The organism is Paenibacillus riograndensis SBR5, assembly GCF_000981585.1.
Classification (GTDB): Bacteria; Bacillota; Bacilli; order Paenibacillales; family Paenibacillaceae; genus Paenibacillus_AQ; species Paenibacillus_AQ riograndensis.
Genome location: NZ_LN831776.1, coordinates 7,183,230 through 7,201,569 on the forward strand (window position 1 = coordinate 7,183,230; position 18,340 = coordinate 7,201,569).

Below are 18,340 nucleotides of genomic sequence, written 5' to 3' on the forward strand. Positions count from 1 at the left end.
AGATATTCAAGACATAACAAATAGATGAAGTTTGTTGGTGGAGCCAAGCGGGATCGAACCGCTGACCTCCTGCTTGCAAGGCAGGCGCTCTCCCAGCTGAGCTATGGCCCAGCAAATTCCATCAAAACCGAACAAATGGATACGCGTTAAGTATCTGGAAGCAAAGCTTCCGATTTGAATGTTCTCATTGCAGAGAACGATTCTCCATAGAAAGGAGGTGATCCAGCCGCACCTTCCGATACGGCTACCTTGTTACGACTTCACCCCAATCATCTACCCCACCTTCGGCGGCTGGCCCCCTTGCGGGTTACCCCACCGACTTCGGGTGTTGTAAACTCTCGTGGTGTGACGGGCGGTGTGTACAAGACCCGGGAACGTATTCACCGCGGCATGCTGATCCGCGATTACTAGCAATTCCGACTTCATGCAGGCGAGTTGCAGCCTGCAATCCGAACTGAGACCGGCTTTGCTGGGATTGGCTCCACCTCGCGGCTTCGCTTCCCGTTGTACCGGCCATTGTAGTACGTGTGTAGCCCAGGTCATAAGGGGCATGATGATTTGACGTCATCCCCACCTTCCTCCGGTTTGTCACCGGCAGTCACTCTAGAGTGCCCAGCCTTACCTGCTGGCAACTAAAGTCAAGGGTTGCGCTCGTTGCGGGACTTAACCCAACATCTCACGACACGAGCTGACGACAACCATGCACCACCTGTCTCAACTTTCCCCGAAGGGCACCTAATGCATCTCTGCTTCGTTAGTTGGATGTCAAGACCTGGTAAGGTTCTTCGCGTTGCTTCGAATTAAACCACATACTCCACTGCTTGTGCGGGTCCCCGTCAATTCCTTTGAGTTTCAGTCTTGCGACCGTACTCCCCAGGCGGAGTGCTTACTGTGTTAACTTCGGCACCAAGGGTATCGAAACCCCTAACACCTAGCACTCATCGTTTACGGCGTGGACTACCAGGGTATCTAATCCTGTTTGCTCCCCACGCTTTCGCGCCTCAGCGTCAGTTACAGCCCAGAAAGTCGCCTTCGCCACTGGTGTTCCTCCACATCTCTACGCATTTCACCGCTACACGTGGAATTCCACTTTCCTCTTCTGTACTCAAGCTGCCCAGTTTCCAGTGCGACCCCAGGTTGAGCCCAAGGTTTAAACACCAGACTTAAGCAGCCGCCTGCGCGCGCTTTACGCCCAATAATTCCGGACAACGCTTGCCCCCTACGTATTACCGCGGCTGCTGGCACGTAGTTAGCCGGGGCTTTCTTCTCAGGTACCGTCACTCCGATAGCAGTTACTCTACCGGACGTTCTTCCCTGGCAACAGAGCTTTACGATCCGAAAACCTTCATCACTCACGCGGCGTTGCTCCGTCAGGCTTTCGCCCATTGCGGAAGATTCCCTACTGCTGCCTCCCGTAGGAGTCTGGGCCGTGTCTCAGTCCCAGTGTGGCCGTTCACCCTCTCAGGTCGGCTACGCATCGTCGCCTTGGTAGGCCGTTACCCCACCAACTAGCTAATGCGCCGCAGGCCCATCCTCTAGTAGCAGATTGCTCCGCCTTTCATCCTTATCCCAGGTGGGTCAAGGAATTATCCGGTATTAGCTACCGTTTCCGGTAGTTATCCCAGTCTAGAGGGTAGGTTGCCTACGTGTTACTCACCCGTCCGCCGCTAAGCTTACCCCGAAGGATAAACTCCGCTCGACTTGCATGTATTAGGCACGCCGCCAGCGTTCGTCCTGAGCCAGGATCAAACTCTCCAATAAGGTTTTTTCGAGCGGCCGCTTCCTTGAATTGCTCCAAGAAAATAACCATCCGAAATGTTATTAAAAGAGCGATAGCTCATCTTGAAACTGACGATTCATTATATGAATCTCTTAAAAATTAACGCGTTCCATTTGTTCAGTTTTCAAAGAACTTGCTCCCGTCAACTCAACACTTCGTGTCAAGCGCAGGAATTAGATCATATCATGTTTCATTGTATCTTGTCAACTTATTTCTTCTGCGCTCATTCATTCAGCGCCGATGCCTCATAAGCACAAGAGATAATATATCACGCCACTAGGGTGATTGCAAGCTTTTTTTATAAATAAATGAACTGGCGCATAATTTGTACGGATAGGGCACAAATTGATTTCCATAATACAATACTTATGGCTAAAATAAAGCTTAATGAAAGCCAGCAATCACTCACATTATTAACCAGCTCGGAAAGGAGAACTGATGAATAATAAGACCATATCGTCCACAGCACCAATAATCAAGGAAGAGCAGGATCAGCGCCACCTGCAGCAGGCTACTATCTACCGTATTTTGCTTGCTGTCAGCTTTGTTCATTTATTTAATGATTCTATTCAAGCGCTGATCCCGGCCATGTTTCCTATCCTGAAGGACAATATGCTGCTTTCTTATGCTCAAGTGGGATGGATCGCTTTTGCCCTGAACATTACGTCCTCAGTAATTCAGCCTGTTATAGGCTATGCCGCTGACCGAACGCCGCGGCCTATCCTGCTGCCGCTGGGGATGTGCTGCACCTTTGCCGGAGTGTTCCTGCTCGCTTTTGCCGGCAATTATGCGCTCGTGATCTTTTCAGTGATGCTCGTCGGATTCGGATCGGCTGCGTTCCATCCGGAAGGGATGCGTGTGGCTCATATGGCTGCGGGTCAGCGAAAGGGATTATCCCAATCCATCTTTCAGGTTGGCGGCAACGCCGGACAGTCCCTGGGCCCACTCTTAATGAAATGGGTATTCATCCCCTTTGGTCAGATGGGCGCGCTGGGGTTCACTGTCATTGCCGCAGCTGGCATCGCTGTTCAGACCTACGTGGCCAAATGGTACCGGAAAATGCTGAACGAAGGATATACCTTCCGTAAAAAATCTGCTGCACGAACGATTGATCCTGCACGCAGCAAAAGCATTTTGACCGCCACTATTATTCTGGTCTTCCTTGTATTTGTCCGTTCCTGGTACGGCGCCTCCATTGGCGGCTACTATGCCTTCTACTTAATGAAGAATTATGGGATGACCATTGATGATGCCCAGATCTACATTTTTATGTACCTGGCTGCCGGTGCGGTTGGCACATTCTTTGGCGGGCCGCTTGCGGACCGTTTTGGACGGCGGAACCTGATCCTGCTCTCGATGGTGGGAACAGTCCCCTTCGCATTGGCGCTTCCTTTTGTAAATCAGACCTTTGCGCTTGTCCTGCTGGTTATCTCGGGTTTCATCCTGTTGTCCAGCTTCTCCGTGACGGTAATCTATGCACAGATGCTGTATCCGGGAAATATCGGCACGGTCTCCGGCCTGATTACCGGACTGGCTTTTGGACTCGGCGGTATCGGTTCTGTTGTCATTGGTGAGCTCATTGACCGGATTGGCATCACGACAGTATTCGTGGCCTGCGGATTCCTCCCGTTGCTTGGTCTGCTTGCCCTGCTGCTCCCCGGAGACAAAAAGCTGGAAGAGTGGGCGGCTGAATAACCTGCTGAGCGCGAACTTCAAAACCTCTTTATAGCCTAGTCCATCCTTCTTGTCTGTTGAGAAAGATGGGCTTTTTGACGAATGTAACAGATGGCAGCGGCAGCCAAGCAGAGAATTATTCAACAGCCGATTTTTGCGGTACAATTAGTTAAAAGTTGAATGATTCGTCATAGCAGTAGAGCTAGAGGAGGGACAGCAATGGGGAAAGCTTTGGCGCGGGTCCGCAAAGGCTACGGAAAAAAGCTGGTTTCCATTCACAAGTGGAATGCCTGGCTGGTATTGTTCCTGGCAGTAAGCGGATTGCTGCTGGTCGGAGGGTTCTGGCGGGAGCTGCTTGGCGAAGGAAGAGTGTGGCTGAAGTGGGCGCATATCGGATTTGGGCTGGTGCTGCTAGTACCGGTCATTTATTATTTACTCCTTGCGGCCAAACACTGGAAAAGACTGAAGGGCAAGGGCCCGCAGAAGGCCAATGTGATTTTTGTGCTGGTTCTGCTGGCCGGCTGGATCGTTTCCGGAATTGTCCTCTGGCAGTTCAGACTTGCCGGTCCGGGGGCGGCCAATAGCGCTCTGCTCATTCACGACCTGCTCACCTGGATTGGGCTACCGATCATGATTTACCATTCCATTACCAGGGTCAAATGGCTGAAGGAGCCCAAAAAGCGCTCCATTGTGCCGGAAACGGCTTTGGAGAGCAAGGACAAGATTATAGGCGGAACTCAAAAGCCCGCAGCAGCACAGGGGCCTCAGCCGATGTACTCACGCCGCGGGTTCATTAAAGTTGCAGTTGGCGCAGGGCTGGCCGTTACGCTTGGCCCAACTTTTGTGCGCTGGATCGGCAAATCCCTTCAGCTTCCGGGTGCTGCCGAGTATGCCGCGAACAATGCCAATAATCTGCTTCCCGATCCGGTACCGCTGGCCGATTCTGCGCCTCCCGTCGGAGGTGGAGCGGAAGGCAGCTTCCGGGTGTATACCGTTACGGATATCCCTGCCTTCGATAACAGCAACTGGTCTTTTACCATCGATGGCCTGGTTGACCAAAAATTCACTTGGAATTGGGAGGAATTCGTCAAGCTGCAGCGCGAGGTGCAGGTCAGCGATTTTCACTGTGTTACGGGCTGGTCGGTATATAAAAACACCTGGGAAGGGCTCCCCCTCGCAAAGCTGCTTGACATGGCCGGTGTAAGTGAGCAAGCAGCGATGGTGAAGTTCTATTCCGGCGATGGAGTTTACACCGATTCACTGACGCTGGCTCAGGCCCAGATGGAGGATGTAATGGTCGCCGTGATGCATGACGGCAAACCCATCCCGAACCAGCTTGGAGGCCCCGTACGCCTGGTGACTCCGCAAATGTATGCCTATAAATCAGTGAAATGGCTTAACCGGATAGAGCTTATTGACGAGGACCATGTCGGCTACTGGGAACAACGCGGTTATGACAAGGATGCCTGGCTGCCAAATGCGAAGCGGGTATAGACCGGCAGTATGTCTATCGTCTTGTGCTCGCATACACTTTGTTCATCACAGCAGAAAATAATCCGGCCGCCTTTCCACTGCCGGCGGTCATGGAGTTATCCTTATCTGTACGGTCGAATCCCATCCATACAGCTGCTGTTAAGTCCGGGGTATAACCGACAAACCAGAGGTCGCGGTTGGCCTTGCCGGTGACACCAGGCAGACCGGCCTGGGTCGTGCCGGTTTTCCCGGCTACCGGAACGTTCATGCGCGCCTTTGCCCCCGTCCCGTTGTTAACGACGTTACGAAGCATAACTGTCATACTTGCTGCGGTCCTCTGCGAGATGACTTGACGCTGTGCAGAAGTATACTTGTACAATGTTTTCCCTTCTGCATCAGCAATGCTTCTTACGGTATGGGCTTCGTGAAAGGTTCCTCCACTCGCAAACACACTGTAAGCCTGCGCCATCTTGAGCGGAGACACTCCGGTATGCAGTCCGCCAAGGGCAATTGACAAATTATTGTCTTCCGGCGGCAGCGTTACTCCAAGCTTGGCCGCGAAAGAACGGGCGTTTGCAATTCCCACCTGCTTCAGCAGCCAAACGGCCGGAGCATTAATGGACTGCTGCAGCGCCAATGCCATATTGACTTGTCCCCGGTAGATACCATTCAGATTATCGGGACTATAATCTCCGTACCTTTCCTTCCGGTCGGGAAGAATACTCTCCGGTGTAAAACGTCCGCTTTCCAGCGCGGGTCCGTAATCGATTATTGGCTTAAAGGCTGAACCAGGCTGGCGGGCATCGATAATAGCCCGGTTAATACCGCCTATACTTGGATGGCGCCCGCCAGTCAACGCCACAACATCACCAGTGTTATGATTGATTATAGCCATAGCAGCTTCCACTTGCTGCGTTGTACCGTCCGGGGGGAAGAATTCAGGATTACCGAAAGTCTCTTCCAGCGCCTGCTGTGCACCGGGATTCATTCCGGTCACTATCGTGTAGCCCCCTGTCCGCAATTCCTCTAGCGGCTGTCCGGTGAGCCGGGAAGCTTCCTTAAGTGCCGCATCCATATAAGAATCGCCTATCCTCTGCGCTCTAGCTCTCTCTACAGGCTGAAACTCCTTGCTCATCGCAGCAGCCATTTCCGCATGGGTAATCAATCCCCGCTGCTGCATCATCCGCAGTACAAGGTCTCTCCTTCCCTTAGGCCGCTCCCCCTCCGCCTCAGGGTTGTATACAGAGGGCCCTTTGGGAATAGCCGCCAGCGCAGCAATTTGCCAGATCTCCAATTCTTTCAATTGAGTTATACCGAAATAATATTCCGCTGCTGACTTTACTCCATATTGGCCGTGGCCCATGTAGATTTGATTGAGATACAGCTGCAAAATCTCCTGTTTCGGTAGCCGCTTCTCCAAGGCCAGTGCAAGGGAGGCCTCCTTCAGCTTGCGCAGCATATTTTTATCCCTGTTCAGATAAAGATTGCGGGCAAGCTGCTGGGTGATGCTGCTGCCTCCCTCTGAGGCGCTGAGCTGCACCGTGTTGTGCAACGCAGCACGAAGGATTCCCGGGTAATCCAGTCCCTGATGGCTATAAAACCGCTGGTCCTCGACGGCTAAAAAGGTCTCGACCAGCAATTCCGGCATCTCTTCCAGCCGGGCCGTTACTCTGTAGCCTGATTCGGGAAGCGGGATTCGGCGCAGTACCGTCCCATCCGAGGCAAGAATTACACTGGATTGCGGAAGCTTCTGCTTTTCGGGATAACGGTCAAGTACAGTACTTCCGTATTGATGGACATAAACCAGTACAACCAGCAGCAGTATGGCAGAGACTACCGCAAGGTCAAAAGCAGTATAAAAGACATGCTGCAGCTTGCGTACGACTCTGGTATCCGGCCTGCTCATGACCGGGCCATCAGGTTCTCCAGGAACCCTTCCATCCCCATCGCCTCTCGTTGAGCCGCTTCTATCTGCGGAACCAGCTCTTGCGCCTGTTCTTCCGCTGCGGCTTCATGCAGCAAACGCAGCAGCGTTCGTGTTCTTAGTATCAGAGCCATAAGCGCTTCGCTATCCAGTACCGGCTCATCCTGCTGGCTGATCCTATGACCAGTCTTATCCGCTAACTCCGCCGTGTCCAGTCTCTTGATTCTGCGCAGATTAGCAGCCAACTGGCCCAGTTCGCCGCCGCTGTCCACCTTCAGCTCCCCGACGGAACCCCGGCTGGACAATTCCTCTGTTGCCTGCAGCAGGCTCTTGAGATCATCGGATATTTTCTGCGAACGCAGCAGAAAGATTCCGGTAAACAGGGCAGTGAACAGCAGCACCGCAAGCGGCCTCCGCCCGATATGATTCGTCATCCAATGCAGGAGCCGAATGCAAAAAGCTGCAGATTCGGCGCCATAATGCGAGTACAGCAATGCAACCATCCAATACGCGGCAGCGAGCAGCATTCCGCTGAGCAGCACACTTCCTCCAAAGATATACAGATAGCCGGAGCGTACCGTATTGAATTTTTTCAAAACCATTCCCCTCCTAGTCACACAGGCAATAACCGCCTTATGTCAACTAGACTACCGGCCAATTCTTAAGAAGCAGCGGCCAAAATGCTGAAGATTTTCTTAAGAAATCTTAGGCGAGCGGGTAACGTGTAATAAAATCTGTCCGGTACATGTCGCTTGCGGCTGAGATGACCCCCTTATGGCGTTCGACGATCCCCTTGGCAATAGCCAGACCCAGCCCGGAACCGCCCGTATATTGTGAACGGGAGCGTTCAGCCCGGTAAAAGCGTTCAAAAATATGCGGAAGATCGCTTTCCGCAATCCGTTCACCAAAATTGCTGATCCGCACCACAGCTTCATCGCCTTCACGGGACAGTCCGATCTCCAGCCTCTTGCCCTCCCGTCCATACCTTATCGCATTGGTAATCAGATTTTCGTATGCCCGCAGCAGTTCATAAGGGGCGGCCTGAATCCATAGCGAATCGGTCTCATCCACCAGTTCGTAGGTCATGCCTGCCCGGGCCAGCTCCGGAACCGCTTCTTCCGCCAACTGGCGCATAAAGGCCTTCAAATCCAGACGTTCCGGCACAAGCGGGAGTCCTCCGCTGCTGACACGGGTATACTCGAACAGATCATCAATGAGTTTTTGCAGAACCAATGCTTTCTGGTAGGCAATATTCACGTAATAGCGCAGTTCCGTCTCTTCCCGGCAGCGGTCCTGCTCAATATACTCAAGATAGCCGAGAACGGATGTCAGCGGGGTGCGCAAATCATGGGATACGCCTGTAATCAGCTCATTTTTGGCAGCGACCGTCTTGCGTTCTTCCAGGAGGGAATGCTGGAGCCGTTCAGACATGATATTGATGTTCTCCGCCAGCAGGCCCAGCTCATCCGCCGTCCGGACCTCAATCCGGTGCGACTCTCCCAGCTTCGTAATCTGCTGAATGCCGCGTGTGATCTCCTCCAGATACAGAACTATTTTCCGCGTATAGATAAAAAAGAAAAACAGAAAGCTCAGAATACCGGCAGCAGTCATTACGGGAACTGAGCCAATATGATTAATAACCCATCTCAGGAGCTGTGAATACGCCGCTGACGGCGGAGAAGGATTCAAATAGACGAGGGAATTCACCAGCCGGTACCCTCCGATTAGCAGAATTGCTCCCGAGACAACGCTAAGTATAAACGCCCATATGAATTTCCAGCGGATTGTAGTTACATATTTGGCATTCACCCATTCTCACCTCAGGCTTTCAGGACGGCCTGTCCAATTTGTAGCCGATTCCCCACACGGTCTGTATATAGCGGGGACGCTTCGGGTCAAGCTCTATTTTCTCGCGGATATTGCGGATATGTACCATCACGGTATTGCCGCCATCCAGAAAAGGATCACTCCAGACATTCGTATAAATCTGCTCCATGCTGAGCACCTGCCCCTGATGTCTGGCCAGCAGCTCCAGAATGGAAAATTCCCGGGGGGTCAGCTTCACCTTGCGGCTATCCACACTGACCTCATGCTTCGCGATGTCTACCACCAAATCTTCGAACACCAGCTCATTCTCGTTAGGTTTCACCGGAGCCTCCTTATTGAACCGATGGTAGCGGCGCAGCTGGGATTTGGCCCGGGCCACCAGTTCCAATGGATTAAACGGCTTTCCTACATAATCGTCGGCCCCTATGCTCAGCCCGAGAATTTTGTCCATATCCGAATTTTTGGCGGAGAGCATAATAATCGGCATGTTCTGCTCTTCACGGATCTCCATACAGGCTGCAATTCCGTCCATCCTGGGCATCATTACATCCATAATAATCAGATCGACGGTCTCTTCTCTCAAGTAATCCAGCGCTTCCATCCCGTCATATGCCTTGAGCAGCCGGTATCCCTCATTGCGGAAGTAGATGTCCAGCAGATTTACAATCTCCTTCTCATCGTCAACCAGCAGGATTGTTTCTTGTTTCATAGGCAAGTATCCTCTCTACCCCAAAAATACCATTCCCCACTATTTTATATTAAAGATCGATATGACAAAAAGCCCTGCATCCGATATTTTTCGGATCAGGGCTTCAGAAATGCCTGTGTATTCAACTGCGATGCCTAACTCTCCAACAGCCGGATCAGTTCTTCTTCATCCTCAATCACCTGAATGCCCAGCTGCTGCGCCTTGGCCAGCTTGCTGCCTGCTTTCTCGCCGGCGATGACGAGATCGGTTTTTTTGGAGACACTGCCGGAAACTTTGGCACCCAGCGCTTCCAGACGTTCTGCCGCTTCCTCGCGGGTAAGCTTCTGCAGCGAACCGGTCAGCACGACCGTTTTGCCGCTGAAGAAAGAATCGGTACTCACTTGGCGCGGAGCCTCAGGTGCCTTCGCTTCCACCCCTAGCTCAAGCATACGGTTGATACTGGTTACCACAAAGGGATCGGCAAAAAAGCTGACAATGCTCTCAGCAACAATGCCCCCGATGTCCGGAAGTCCGGACAGTTCCTCGGCAGTTGCCTTCATGACCCCTTCCAGGCTGCGGTAATGATCCGCGAGCATTCTGGTGGTCGCCTTGCCGGTGTTCGGGATCCCCAGCGCATACAGGAAAGACGCAAGATCCCGTCCTTTGCTCTCCTCCAGCGCTTTCAGCAGATTCGCCGCCTTCTTCTCTCCAAAACGTTCCAGCTTGACAAGCTGCTCAAAGGTGAGTTCGTACAAATCAGCAGGCTCGCGCACAGCCAATTCTTCATATAGCTGACCAGCCGTCTTGTCACTGAAGGTTTCGATATCCATCGCATCCCTGGAGGCAAAGTGAGTAATCCGTCCGATGATCTGCGGCTTGCAGTTCAGCTTATTGTTACAGAAGAGGTGTGCACCGCGCATTTCCAGCGGGAAGCCGCAGGCCGGGCAGTCTACAGGGAAAATAATCTCCCCCCCGTCACTCTCTTCTGTGACTTTGCCGAGAATTTCCGGAATGACATCATTGGAGCGGCGGATGAACACACGCGTACCGAGGGCATGCTTGAGATTCTTCCGTTCAATATCTCCAACGTTGTTCAGTGTACAGTTCTGGACAGTCACGCCAGCCAGCTCAACCGCCTCAACCCGGGCCAAAGGAGTGACCTTGCCGGTGCGGCCCACGTTCCAGCTTACCGACTCCAGAACGGTTGTGGTTTCTTCTGCCTCGAATTTATAAGCCACCGCCCAGCGCGGGAACTTGTCCGTATACCCCAGCACCTCGCGGATGCGGAAGTCCGTTACCTTAATAACCGCCCCATCGATCAGATAGTCAAGACCGGAACGGCTCTCTTCGATCTCCGCCAGCTGCTCGGTGACATCATCAAACTTATCGAAATAAGTAAGATACGGATTGACCTTAAACCGGTTGGTCCGCAGAAAATCCATCATTTCCTGATGGTCGGAGAACTGCACACCTTCTGCATAACCTATATTATAGAAAAAAGCGTTGAGTCTTCGTTCCGCCGTAGTCTTGGGATTCAGGTTGCGCAGCGCCCCTGCCGCCCCGTTGCGGGCATTCTTGAGCGGTTCCGCAGCCCTTGTGTTATAGTCGGCCAGCACAGACAGATTCATAATCCCTTCACCCTGCACCTCAATAACGCCTTCCTTAAAAGGAATCGTCAGAGGAACCGATTTGATCGTCTTCACCTGGGCAAGAATGCCTTCCCCGGTCACGCCATTGCCGCGTGTCGCTGCCTGTACCAGCGTTCCGTCACGATAGGTCAGGTTCAGGGTCAAGCCGTCAAATTTCAGTTCCACCGCGTAGCAGGGCTCTGGAAGAGGGTTTTCCGGATTTTTGCTGTTGTAATCATTCACAAGCTTCAGCACCCGCGTGTGCCAGCTGCGGAGCTGTTCAATATTCTGCGCCTTATCCAGGCTCCACAGCGGGGCCAGATGCCGGTGCGGGGTGAAGCCTTTCAGCAGCTCTCCCCCTACACGCTGTGTAGGAGAATGAGGCAGAATGATGCCGCTCTCCGCTTCAAGGGCCACCAGCTTATCATAAAGGACATCGTACTCTTTGTCGCTGACCTGAGGCGCATCCAGCGTATAGTAGTGATAATTATATTGATTCAGCTCGGCTACGAGCTCTTCTATGGTGTGCATAACATCCATCCGGGAACATCCCTCCATCAAATAGTGTCCTACGGTTAGCGTGGTCTAAAAACGCATTCGTTAATCGCAGCCGAATTATTCGACTTTGGTAATGGGCGCAAAGCCCGCCAGCAGCCGCTTCACACCCACCGGCGCCGGAAAAGCAATCTGCAGCTCCGTATCGTTGCCGCTGCCCTTCACGGACACAATGGTGCCGGTGCCCCATTTGCCGTGGGAGACCTTGTCGCCGGCCTTGAAGTCGCCCGGCGCCGCCGCTCCCGGAGCGCGCTGCGCGCCTCCGGTGGCCACGGTCACGCGGCCCGCGCCAGCCGCCGCGGACGCTGTGCTGCCGCCGAAGCCGGCGTTCCCGCCGCCTGCCGGCGCATTCCCGGCAGCGCTGCTGCGGCTGCCGAAGTTCCCCCGGCTGCCGCTACCGAAGCCGCGGCCGCCATAGGCACCGCCTACCTCCGCGCCGCGGCGGAAGCGGTCCGGGGCCCCGCCGGTATCTTCCTTCAGCTCCTCCGGAATCTCGTCCAGGAAGCGCGACGGCGGATTCGCCGTCGTCCGCCCGAACAGCGTGCGCATCCGTGCACAGCTGAGGAACAGCTGCTTCTCCGCACGGGTGATCCCTACGTACGCCAGCCGCCGTTCTTCTTCCAGCTCATCATTGTCCTGGAAGGCCCGGCTGTGCGGGAAGACGCCCTCCTCCATCCCGATAATGAAGACGGTCGGGAACTCCAGCCCCTTGGCGCTGTGCATGGTCATCAGCACCACCGCATCGCTGCGCTCCTCATCATCGTTCACGCTGTCGATGTCTGCGATCAGCGCCAGATCGGTCAGGAAGGACACCAGCGACTTGTCCTCATTGTTTTTCTCAAATTCCATCGTTACCGACAGGAATTCGTCGATATTTTCCAGACGGGAGCGGGATTCGAGGGTATTCTCATTCTGCAGCTCCAGCCGGTACTGGGACAGCTCCAGAATCTTCTCCGTCAGCTCCGTCACGGACAGGAATTCCACCATCCGGTGCAGTGCCTCGATCATATCGTAGAACTCTACGAGCGTATTGCGCGTCCGTCCCGCAAAACCCAGATCATCCACCGTCTGCAGCGCCCGGAAGATAGACACCCCTTGTGAAGCAGCGGCTGCAGCCAGCTTGCCCACCGTCGTATCCCCCAGCCCCCGCTTGGGCACGTTGATAATCCGCGTCAGGCTGATGTCGTCATCGGGATTAGAGAGAAGACGCAGATACGCCAGCAGATCCTTAATTTCCTTGCGGTCATAGAACTTGATCCCGCCGACAATCTGGTAAGGAATATCCGATTTGATCAGAATTTCTTCTATTACACGCGACTGGGCGTTGGTACGGTACAGGATGGCATGGTTCTGGTATGACTGCCCTTGCTGTACATTTTTGCTGATTTCCCCAGTTACAAAATAACCCTCGTCATGCTCAGAGTCGCCGCGGAAAACCTTGATCTTCGCCCCTTCCGCTGAATCCGTCCACAGCTTCTTCGGCTTGCGTCCGGTGTTCAGCGCGATCACGCCGTTGGCCGCATTCAGAATATTGGAGGTTGAGCGGTAGTTCTGCTCCAGCAGAATCGTCTTCGCTTCGGGATAATCCTCTTCGAAATTCAGAATGTTCGTGATATCCGCCCCGCGCCAGCGGTAGATCGACTGGTCGCTGTCGCCGACCACGCAAATGCGGTGATGGCTGTCCGCCAGCATCCGGCAGAGCATATACTGTGCCCTGTTCGTATCCTGATACTCATCGACATGGATGTATTTGAATTTCTTCTGGTAGAAATCCAGCACCTCCGGCACTTCCTTGAACAATTCAATCGTCTTCATAATCAGATCATCAAAGTCCAGCGAGTTGTTGCTTTTGAGCCGCTTCTGGTACATCGTATACACTTTGGCCACGAGGCCCTCCAGATAATCGCCGATTTTCTGCTCATATTGCGCAGGTGTGATCAGTTCATTCTTCGCGGCACTAATCATGGCCTGGACAGCCTTAGGCTCGAACTTCTTCGTATCGATGTTCAGATCCTTCATGCAGTTACGGATAACAGACAGCTGGTCCGTGGAATCCAGGATAGAAAAGTTGGAGGTGAAGCCAATCCGCTCGATATCCTTGCGCAGAATCCGCACACTCATCGAGTGGAAGGTAGATACCCAAATATCCCGGCCCTCCGGTCCTACCAGCTTGGAGACACGGTCCTGCATTTCCCGGGCGGCCTTATTGGTAAAGGTAATCGCCAGAATCGCCCACGGCGGCGCTTTGCGGTTCGCAATCAGCCAGGCAATACGGTGGGTAAGCACACGTGTCTTGCCGCTGCCCGCTCCGGCCATAATGAGCAAAGGGCCTTCAGTGGTTTCTACAGCCTGACGCTGTGGAGGATTAAGCCGGCTTACGGCATCCTGTATGTTAACAAGTTGCATGTGTGACATGCTCCTTTCTAAATATCACGAATTAAAATTCAATCTGCAGCGTCTGCTTCACCGCCTGTACGGTAAGCAGCGCCTGCTGCAAATTCTGGTAGATCACATTGCCGACCACAACAGTATCACACAGCGCAGCAGCCTGCCCGGCTTCAGCCACGCCTGTAATCCCCCCGCCATAAAAAAGCTGGCTATGCTCCACAGTCTCTCTTACTGTGCGCACCGTATCCATGTCGCCGAATGCACCGCTATACTCCAGATAAATCACCGGCAGACTCATCAGCTTGTCCGCAATTTGTGCGTAAGCCGCTGCCCCTTCCCCGCTCAGCGAGCTGTCAGCTCCTGTAAGGCGGGCTACGGAAGAATCGCCGTTCAATACGATGTAGCCTTCGGTTAGCAGCTGCTCCCACGGAATCAGACTCCCGTAGCGTTCAATCGCCCGGCGGTGATGGCCCAATATCCAGTCGGTATCCGGGCTGTTCAGCACCATTGGAATCATATACAGATCAAAACCCGGCACTACTGCCTCTAAATCCGAGATTTCCAGGGCACAGGGCAGCTCATACTGACGCACTCTGGCTAACAAAGCAACCGTATTTTCATAGGTCACTCCGGTGGAGCCTCCGACCAGTATCGCATCCGTCCCCGACAGGCAGACCGCCTCCAGCTCACGGTCCCCCAGCTCACGGTCCGGGTCCAGCTTAAATACATGCCTCCATGGCTGTATCTTTTGCCGCATTTCTATCATCTTCGTCCATCCTCATTATTCAACCGACTTAGGTTCAAGCACCTGTTGGCTCAGGCTAATATTTCATGCCAAAAACACTTCCGCTGCCGCAAAAGCTGTATCTCTAGTCTATGTCAGCACAGAGGGGGTGTCAATTTAAAGAACGGAAAAACACGAACATTTTTTCGCCTTTTGTTGCATCCTAACGAAGCCCCTTGAACGTTCTTAAATCATCTTCAGAAACAAAGTCTGTATAGAAGCCGTCCACACCAAGGCGCGAGAGCTCCACGATTTCATTCTCCTCATTAACCGTATTCACATAGACGCGGACTCCGGCCTTTTTCAGCTTTTGCACAAAGCTCTTGTTGGCCCGGTCGGACGGCATGGTGATGTCTACACCGCTCTCTTTTGCAAAATCGGTTACCTGCTCATCGCTGTCCTGCGATTGGTAGAGGGTATACAGCACTTCCGGAAAAACATGGACCTTATTGATTACACCCAGCATGTCCTGATTGTAAATCTGCGGAACCACCCGTTCCAGCAAAGCCGGATCACGGCGCTCCGCAGCCTCGGTCAGCAGCCTAAACTGCTGTGTTACCCGTTCCGGGTTCGTCTCTTTCGTATCTGTAACGATATAGGCATCCGGATATGCCTGCATGAGATCTAGGATTTTATCAATATCCAGCGGAGAATAGATATCCAGGATGGGACTGTTCATAAACTGGGCATATTCCAGCACAGTGCCTTGCTTGGCGGCAGGCAGTACCGTTTGCTGTCCCAGCAGCCTGCTCATATTTTTGGACCACTCATGGCGGGCAACCAGCTGACCATCGCTCGTAAGCATTAAATCGGCCTCAAACACACGGGTTCCCTGCTCATAATTAGCCACAAAAGCTTCCAGAGTATTCGTATACGCATGCCCATTGACGCCTCCCATAGCGTGGGCAACGATCCGGTGAGACAGAAAGCCGGCTGCCGGTTCTTTATCCCGGTCATCCAGTGTGATCACCAGCAGAGAGATCAAAGCGAAAATCATGACGACTGTAGCAATAATCTTTGTGTTTTTCATAGATGCGGTTTCCTTTCCAACACATGGAGTAGAAACAAAAAGAAACGGCTGTGTCTTTCCCGGATTCAAGGAAGGCAACCGTTTCGGCAGTTAAGATTATTAGGAAACAACTATAAGTTCAGTAAGCATTTTTGAATCCGTTGCGGATGGTTTTGAAAATAATCCGGATATCGAACAGCAGCGACCAGTTCTCGATATAGAAAATATCATGCTTGATCCGCTCTTCAATAGAGGTGTCACCACGGAGCCCGTTGCTCTGTGCCCAGCCGGTAATTCCCGGACGTACATGATGCTTGACCATATATTTCGGAATTTCACCGCGGAACTGCTCCACAAAGTAGGGACGTTCCGGTCGGGGGCCGACCACACTCATCTGGCCAAACAGCACGTTGAAAAATTGCGGCAGCTCATCCAGACTGGTCCTGCGGATAAAGGTACCGAACTTGGTCCGCCGGGGATCGACCGGAGTACTCCAGCCCGTATCTTCCACCCCTTCCTGCTGCATCTTCATAGAGCGGAACTTATACATCATGAAATTGCGCCGGTTCAGCCCCACCCGCTCCTGCTTGAATATGACCGGACCCGGGGAAGTCAGACGCACACCCAGCGCCACAAGCAGCATCACAGGCGACAAAATGATAATGGCGAACAGTGAGAAAAGAATATCAAAAGCACGTTTGGCCAGCTTATTGCCGGTCATATCCAGCGGAATGTCACGGACATTGATCATCGGCATGCCGGCAAAATTATCAAAGTAAGGCCGGGCCGGCAAATAATCGAAGAAATCAGGAATAATCAGCGTCCGCACCCCGGCCTTCTCACAGGCGGCGATAATCGCCGGGTATTTGGAATGGGCATCCAGCGGAAGGGCCAGGATCACCTCGTCCACCGGCAGCATTTCCAGCATCCCCGGCAGTTCATCCACGGTCCCCAGTATCGGCTTGTAGCGCTGCTCTTCAATGTCATCCCATGTATGAAAATCATCCAGAAAACCAATGGTTTCATATCCCAGCTCCGGGTACTGCACCAGGTTGTTGTAAAATCTTTTACCCAACGTACCGGCACCTAGAATCAGGACAAACTGGCGGTTAAGGCCTTTTTCGCGCAGCGATTTCAGCATTTTCTTCAGCACATAGCGGTACAGCATAATAGAAAGGACGTTAAAACCCATATAGATCGCAAGGTATTGCCGGGATACGTCAATTTCCTTCAGAAAAAACATTAAGCCAAGCAGCATAAAAACAGCCATGATATGGACCTGGAAAATCTTAAGGAACTCATCGACGAAACGCTTCTTGCGCTTTGGCAAATACAGCGAAAGTACAATCCCAATCAGTACGGCAATACCGCCGTAAATAAAACTCCAATACGCATAAGACTCAATGGGCAATGTCTCGGAGTATTCCAGCCAGCCGCTTCTGAACTTAAGCCACCAGGCGGCCAGAAAGGCCAACTGAATCACTAAAAAATCGGCAACCATATACAGCTGTGTTAAAAACCTCTGATTACGGCGAATCATAATCTCACCTCAGCATTCGATTCCGTTCTTGAACCCGCTTCTGCGGTACTTGTAAGAGTCTGCGCCGGGGACGGTGCAGTCCGGGGACGGATCAGGGCATTACGCACCAGAGAAAGTGCGAACTTCACGCCCACTCCCGCATACACCGCTCCATTTATCATACTGTTGTACCGCTTGCTATAATGCTTGCGGTGAAATAAAATCATCGCCCGATGAAACTCATAGACGATCTTGAACGGCCTGCGCCGCGCGCTGCCGCCCTTCAAATGTATGATGGACGTCTGCGGATAATAATAGATTCCCCATCCGGCCTCCTTAATCCGGAAGCACCAATCCAAATCCTCACCGTACATAAAAAAGTCCTCATCCAATCCGCCCACCTGCTCAATCGTCTCCCGCCGCAGCAGCATAAACGCTCCGACCAGACAATCTACAGGATAATCCTGATCAGGATCAAGGTAACCTAACTGATAGCCATTGAATCGCGGCCGGTCCGGGAACAGCTTACTGAAGCCGAAAGCATAATAGAAGGAAGCAGAAGGCGTAGGGAATCCCCGCTTGCAGGCCTTATCCAGCGAACCATCCGGCAAAATCACCTTACAGCCCGAAGCTCCAAGATCCGGCCGGCCGTCCATAAAGGAGATCATCGTCTGCAGCGTGTCCTTCAACACGACCGTATCCGAATTCAGCAGCAGCACATACCGGCCTGAAGCCACCTCCATCCCCTGATTATTGGCACGGGCATACCCGACATTCTCAGAGTTGGCAATCAGCATCACACCGGGAAATTCCCGGCTAATCCGCTCAACCGAGTCATCCCGCGAGTTATTATCTATCAGAATAATTTCGTAGACAAAATTAGTTTCCGAATCATATACCGACCTCAGACAATCCATCGTCAGGCGGCATGTGTTGTAATTTAGCACAATAATACTGACATCTACACTCACTGCAATACTCTCCTGACAAATATAGTAATCTAACGACAATTATTATAACACAAAAACCTCCCTGATAGGCGCAGCCTGTGTGGGAGGTTTTTGCAGAGTGATTTGTTAAGAAACTATTTC

12 protein-coding genes and 1 rRNA gene are annotated in these 18,340 nt (G+C 52.6%); 2 read left to right on the forward strand and 11 right to left on the reverse strand.

Features of this window, described 5'->3' with window-relative positions:
- Positions 1–210 precede the first annotated feature (210 nt).
- Positions 211–1,761: ribosomal RNA gene (locus PRIO_RS30400) — 16S ribosomal RNA — on the reverse strand.
- Positions 1,762–2,218: 457 nt separating this feature from the next.
- Here PRIO_RS30400 and PRIO_RS30405 point away from each other — a divergent pair.
- Together PRIO_RS30405 and PRIO_RS30410 are read left to right on the forward strand one after the other, a co-directional pair.
- Positions 2,219–3,475, forward strand: a complete 1,257-nt coding sequence (locus tag PRIO_RS30405) for an MFS transporter (RefSeq protein WP_020433742.1) — start codon at positions 2,219–2,221, stop codon at positions 3,473–3,475.
- Between the two features lie 198 nt (positions 3,476–3,673).
- On the forward strand, positions 3,674–4,948 hold the full coding sequence (locus PRIO_RS30410) for a molybdopterin-dependent oxidoreductase (protein ID WP_020433740.1): 1,275 nt from the start codon (positions 3,674–3,676) through the stop codon (positions 4,946–4,948).
- 13 nt (positions 4,949–4,961) lie between these two features.
- Here the strand turns inward: PRIO_RS30410 and PRIO_RS30415 are convergent, their stop codons facing one another.
- The 10 genes from PRIO_RS30415 to PRIO_RS30460 form a co-directional block, all read right to left on the reverse strand.
- Positions 4,962–6,833: a transglycosylase domain-containing protein gene (locus PRIO_RS30415; protein WP_046505882.1), complete on the reverse strand. Its 1,872-nt coding sequence runs from the start codon at positions 6,831–6,833 to the stop codon at positions 4,962–4,964.
- Entirely contained in the window at positions 6,830–7,447 is a 618-nt protein-coding gene (locus PRIO_RS30420) for a hypothetical protein (protein WP_020433736.1), read from the reverse strand. Before PRIO_RS30420 ends, PRIO_RS30415 begins: the two co-directional genes overlap by 4 nt.
- A 109-nt stretch (positions 7,448–7,556) precedes the next feature.
- Positions 7,557–8,660, reverse strand: coding sequence for a sensor histidine kinase (locus PRIO_RS30425; RefSeq protein WP_020433734.1), 1,104 nt, complete (start codon positions 8,658–8,660; stop codon positions 7,557–7,559).
- A gap of 19 nt (positions 8,661–8,679) precedes the next feature.
- Positions 8,680–9,387 (reverse strand): response regulator transcription factor, encoded by a 708-nt coding sequence (locus PRIO_RS30430; RefSeq protein WP_020433729.1) that lies wholly within the window; start codon positions 9,385–9,387, stop codon positions 8,680–8,682.
- 134 nt (positions 9,388–9,521) lie between these two features.
- Positions 9,522–11,534 carry an NAD-dependent DNA ligase LigA gene (gene ligA / locus PRIO_RS30435; RefSeq protein ID WP_020433727.1) on the reverse strand — a complete coding sequence of 671 codons (2,013 nt, stop codon included), beginning with the start codon at positions 11,532–11,534 and terminating at the stop codon, positions 9,522–9,524.
- Between the two features lie 75 nt (positions 11,535–11,609).
- Positions 11,610–13,955 carry a DNA helicase PcrA gene (gene pcrA / locus PRIO_RS30440; protein ID WP_046505886.1) on the reverse strand — a complete coding sequence of 782 codons (2,346 nt, stop codon included), beginning with the start codon at positions 13,953–13,955 and terminating at the stop codon, positions 11,610–11,612.
- A gap of 31 nt (positions 13,956–13,986) precedes the next feature.
- Positions 13,987–14,694 (reverse strand): heptaprenylglyceryl phosphate synthase, encoded by a 708-nt coding sequence (gene pcrB / locus PRIO_RS30445; protein WP_039790895.1) that lies wholly within the window; start codon positions 14,692–14,694, stop codon positions 13,987–13,989.
- A 190-nt stretch (positions 14,695–14,884) separates the two neighbouring features.
- Positions 14,885–15,751: a phosphatidylinositol-specific phospholipase C/glycerophosphodiester phosphodiesterase family protein gene (locus PRIO_RS30450; RefSeq protein WP_020433208.1), complete on the reverse strand. Its 867-nt coding sequence runs from the start codon at positions 15,749–15,751 to the stop codon at positions 14,885–14,887.
- A gap of 118 nt (positions 15,752–15,869) precedes the next feature.
- Positions 15,870–17,270: an undecaprenyl-phosphate glucose phosphotransferase gene (locus PRIO_RS30455; protein WP_020433209.1), complete on the reverse strand. Its 1,401-nt coding sequence runs from the start codon at positions 17,268–17,270 to the stop codon at positions 15,870–15,872.
- Positions 17,267–18,166 (reverse strand): glycosyltransferase family 2 protein, encoded by a 900-nt coding sequence (locus PRIO_RS30460; protein ID WP_046507635.1) that lies wholly within the window; start codon positions 18,164–18,166, stop codon positions 17,267–17,269. The genes PRIO_RS30455 and PRIO_RS30460 overlap by 4 nt, the downstream gene beginning before the upstream one ends.
- Between the last annotated feature and the right edge of the window lie 174 nt (positions 18,167–18,340).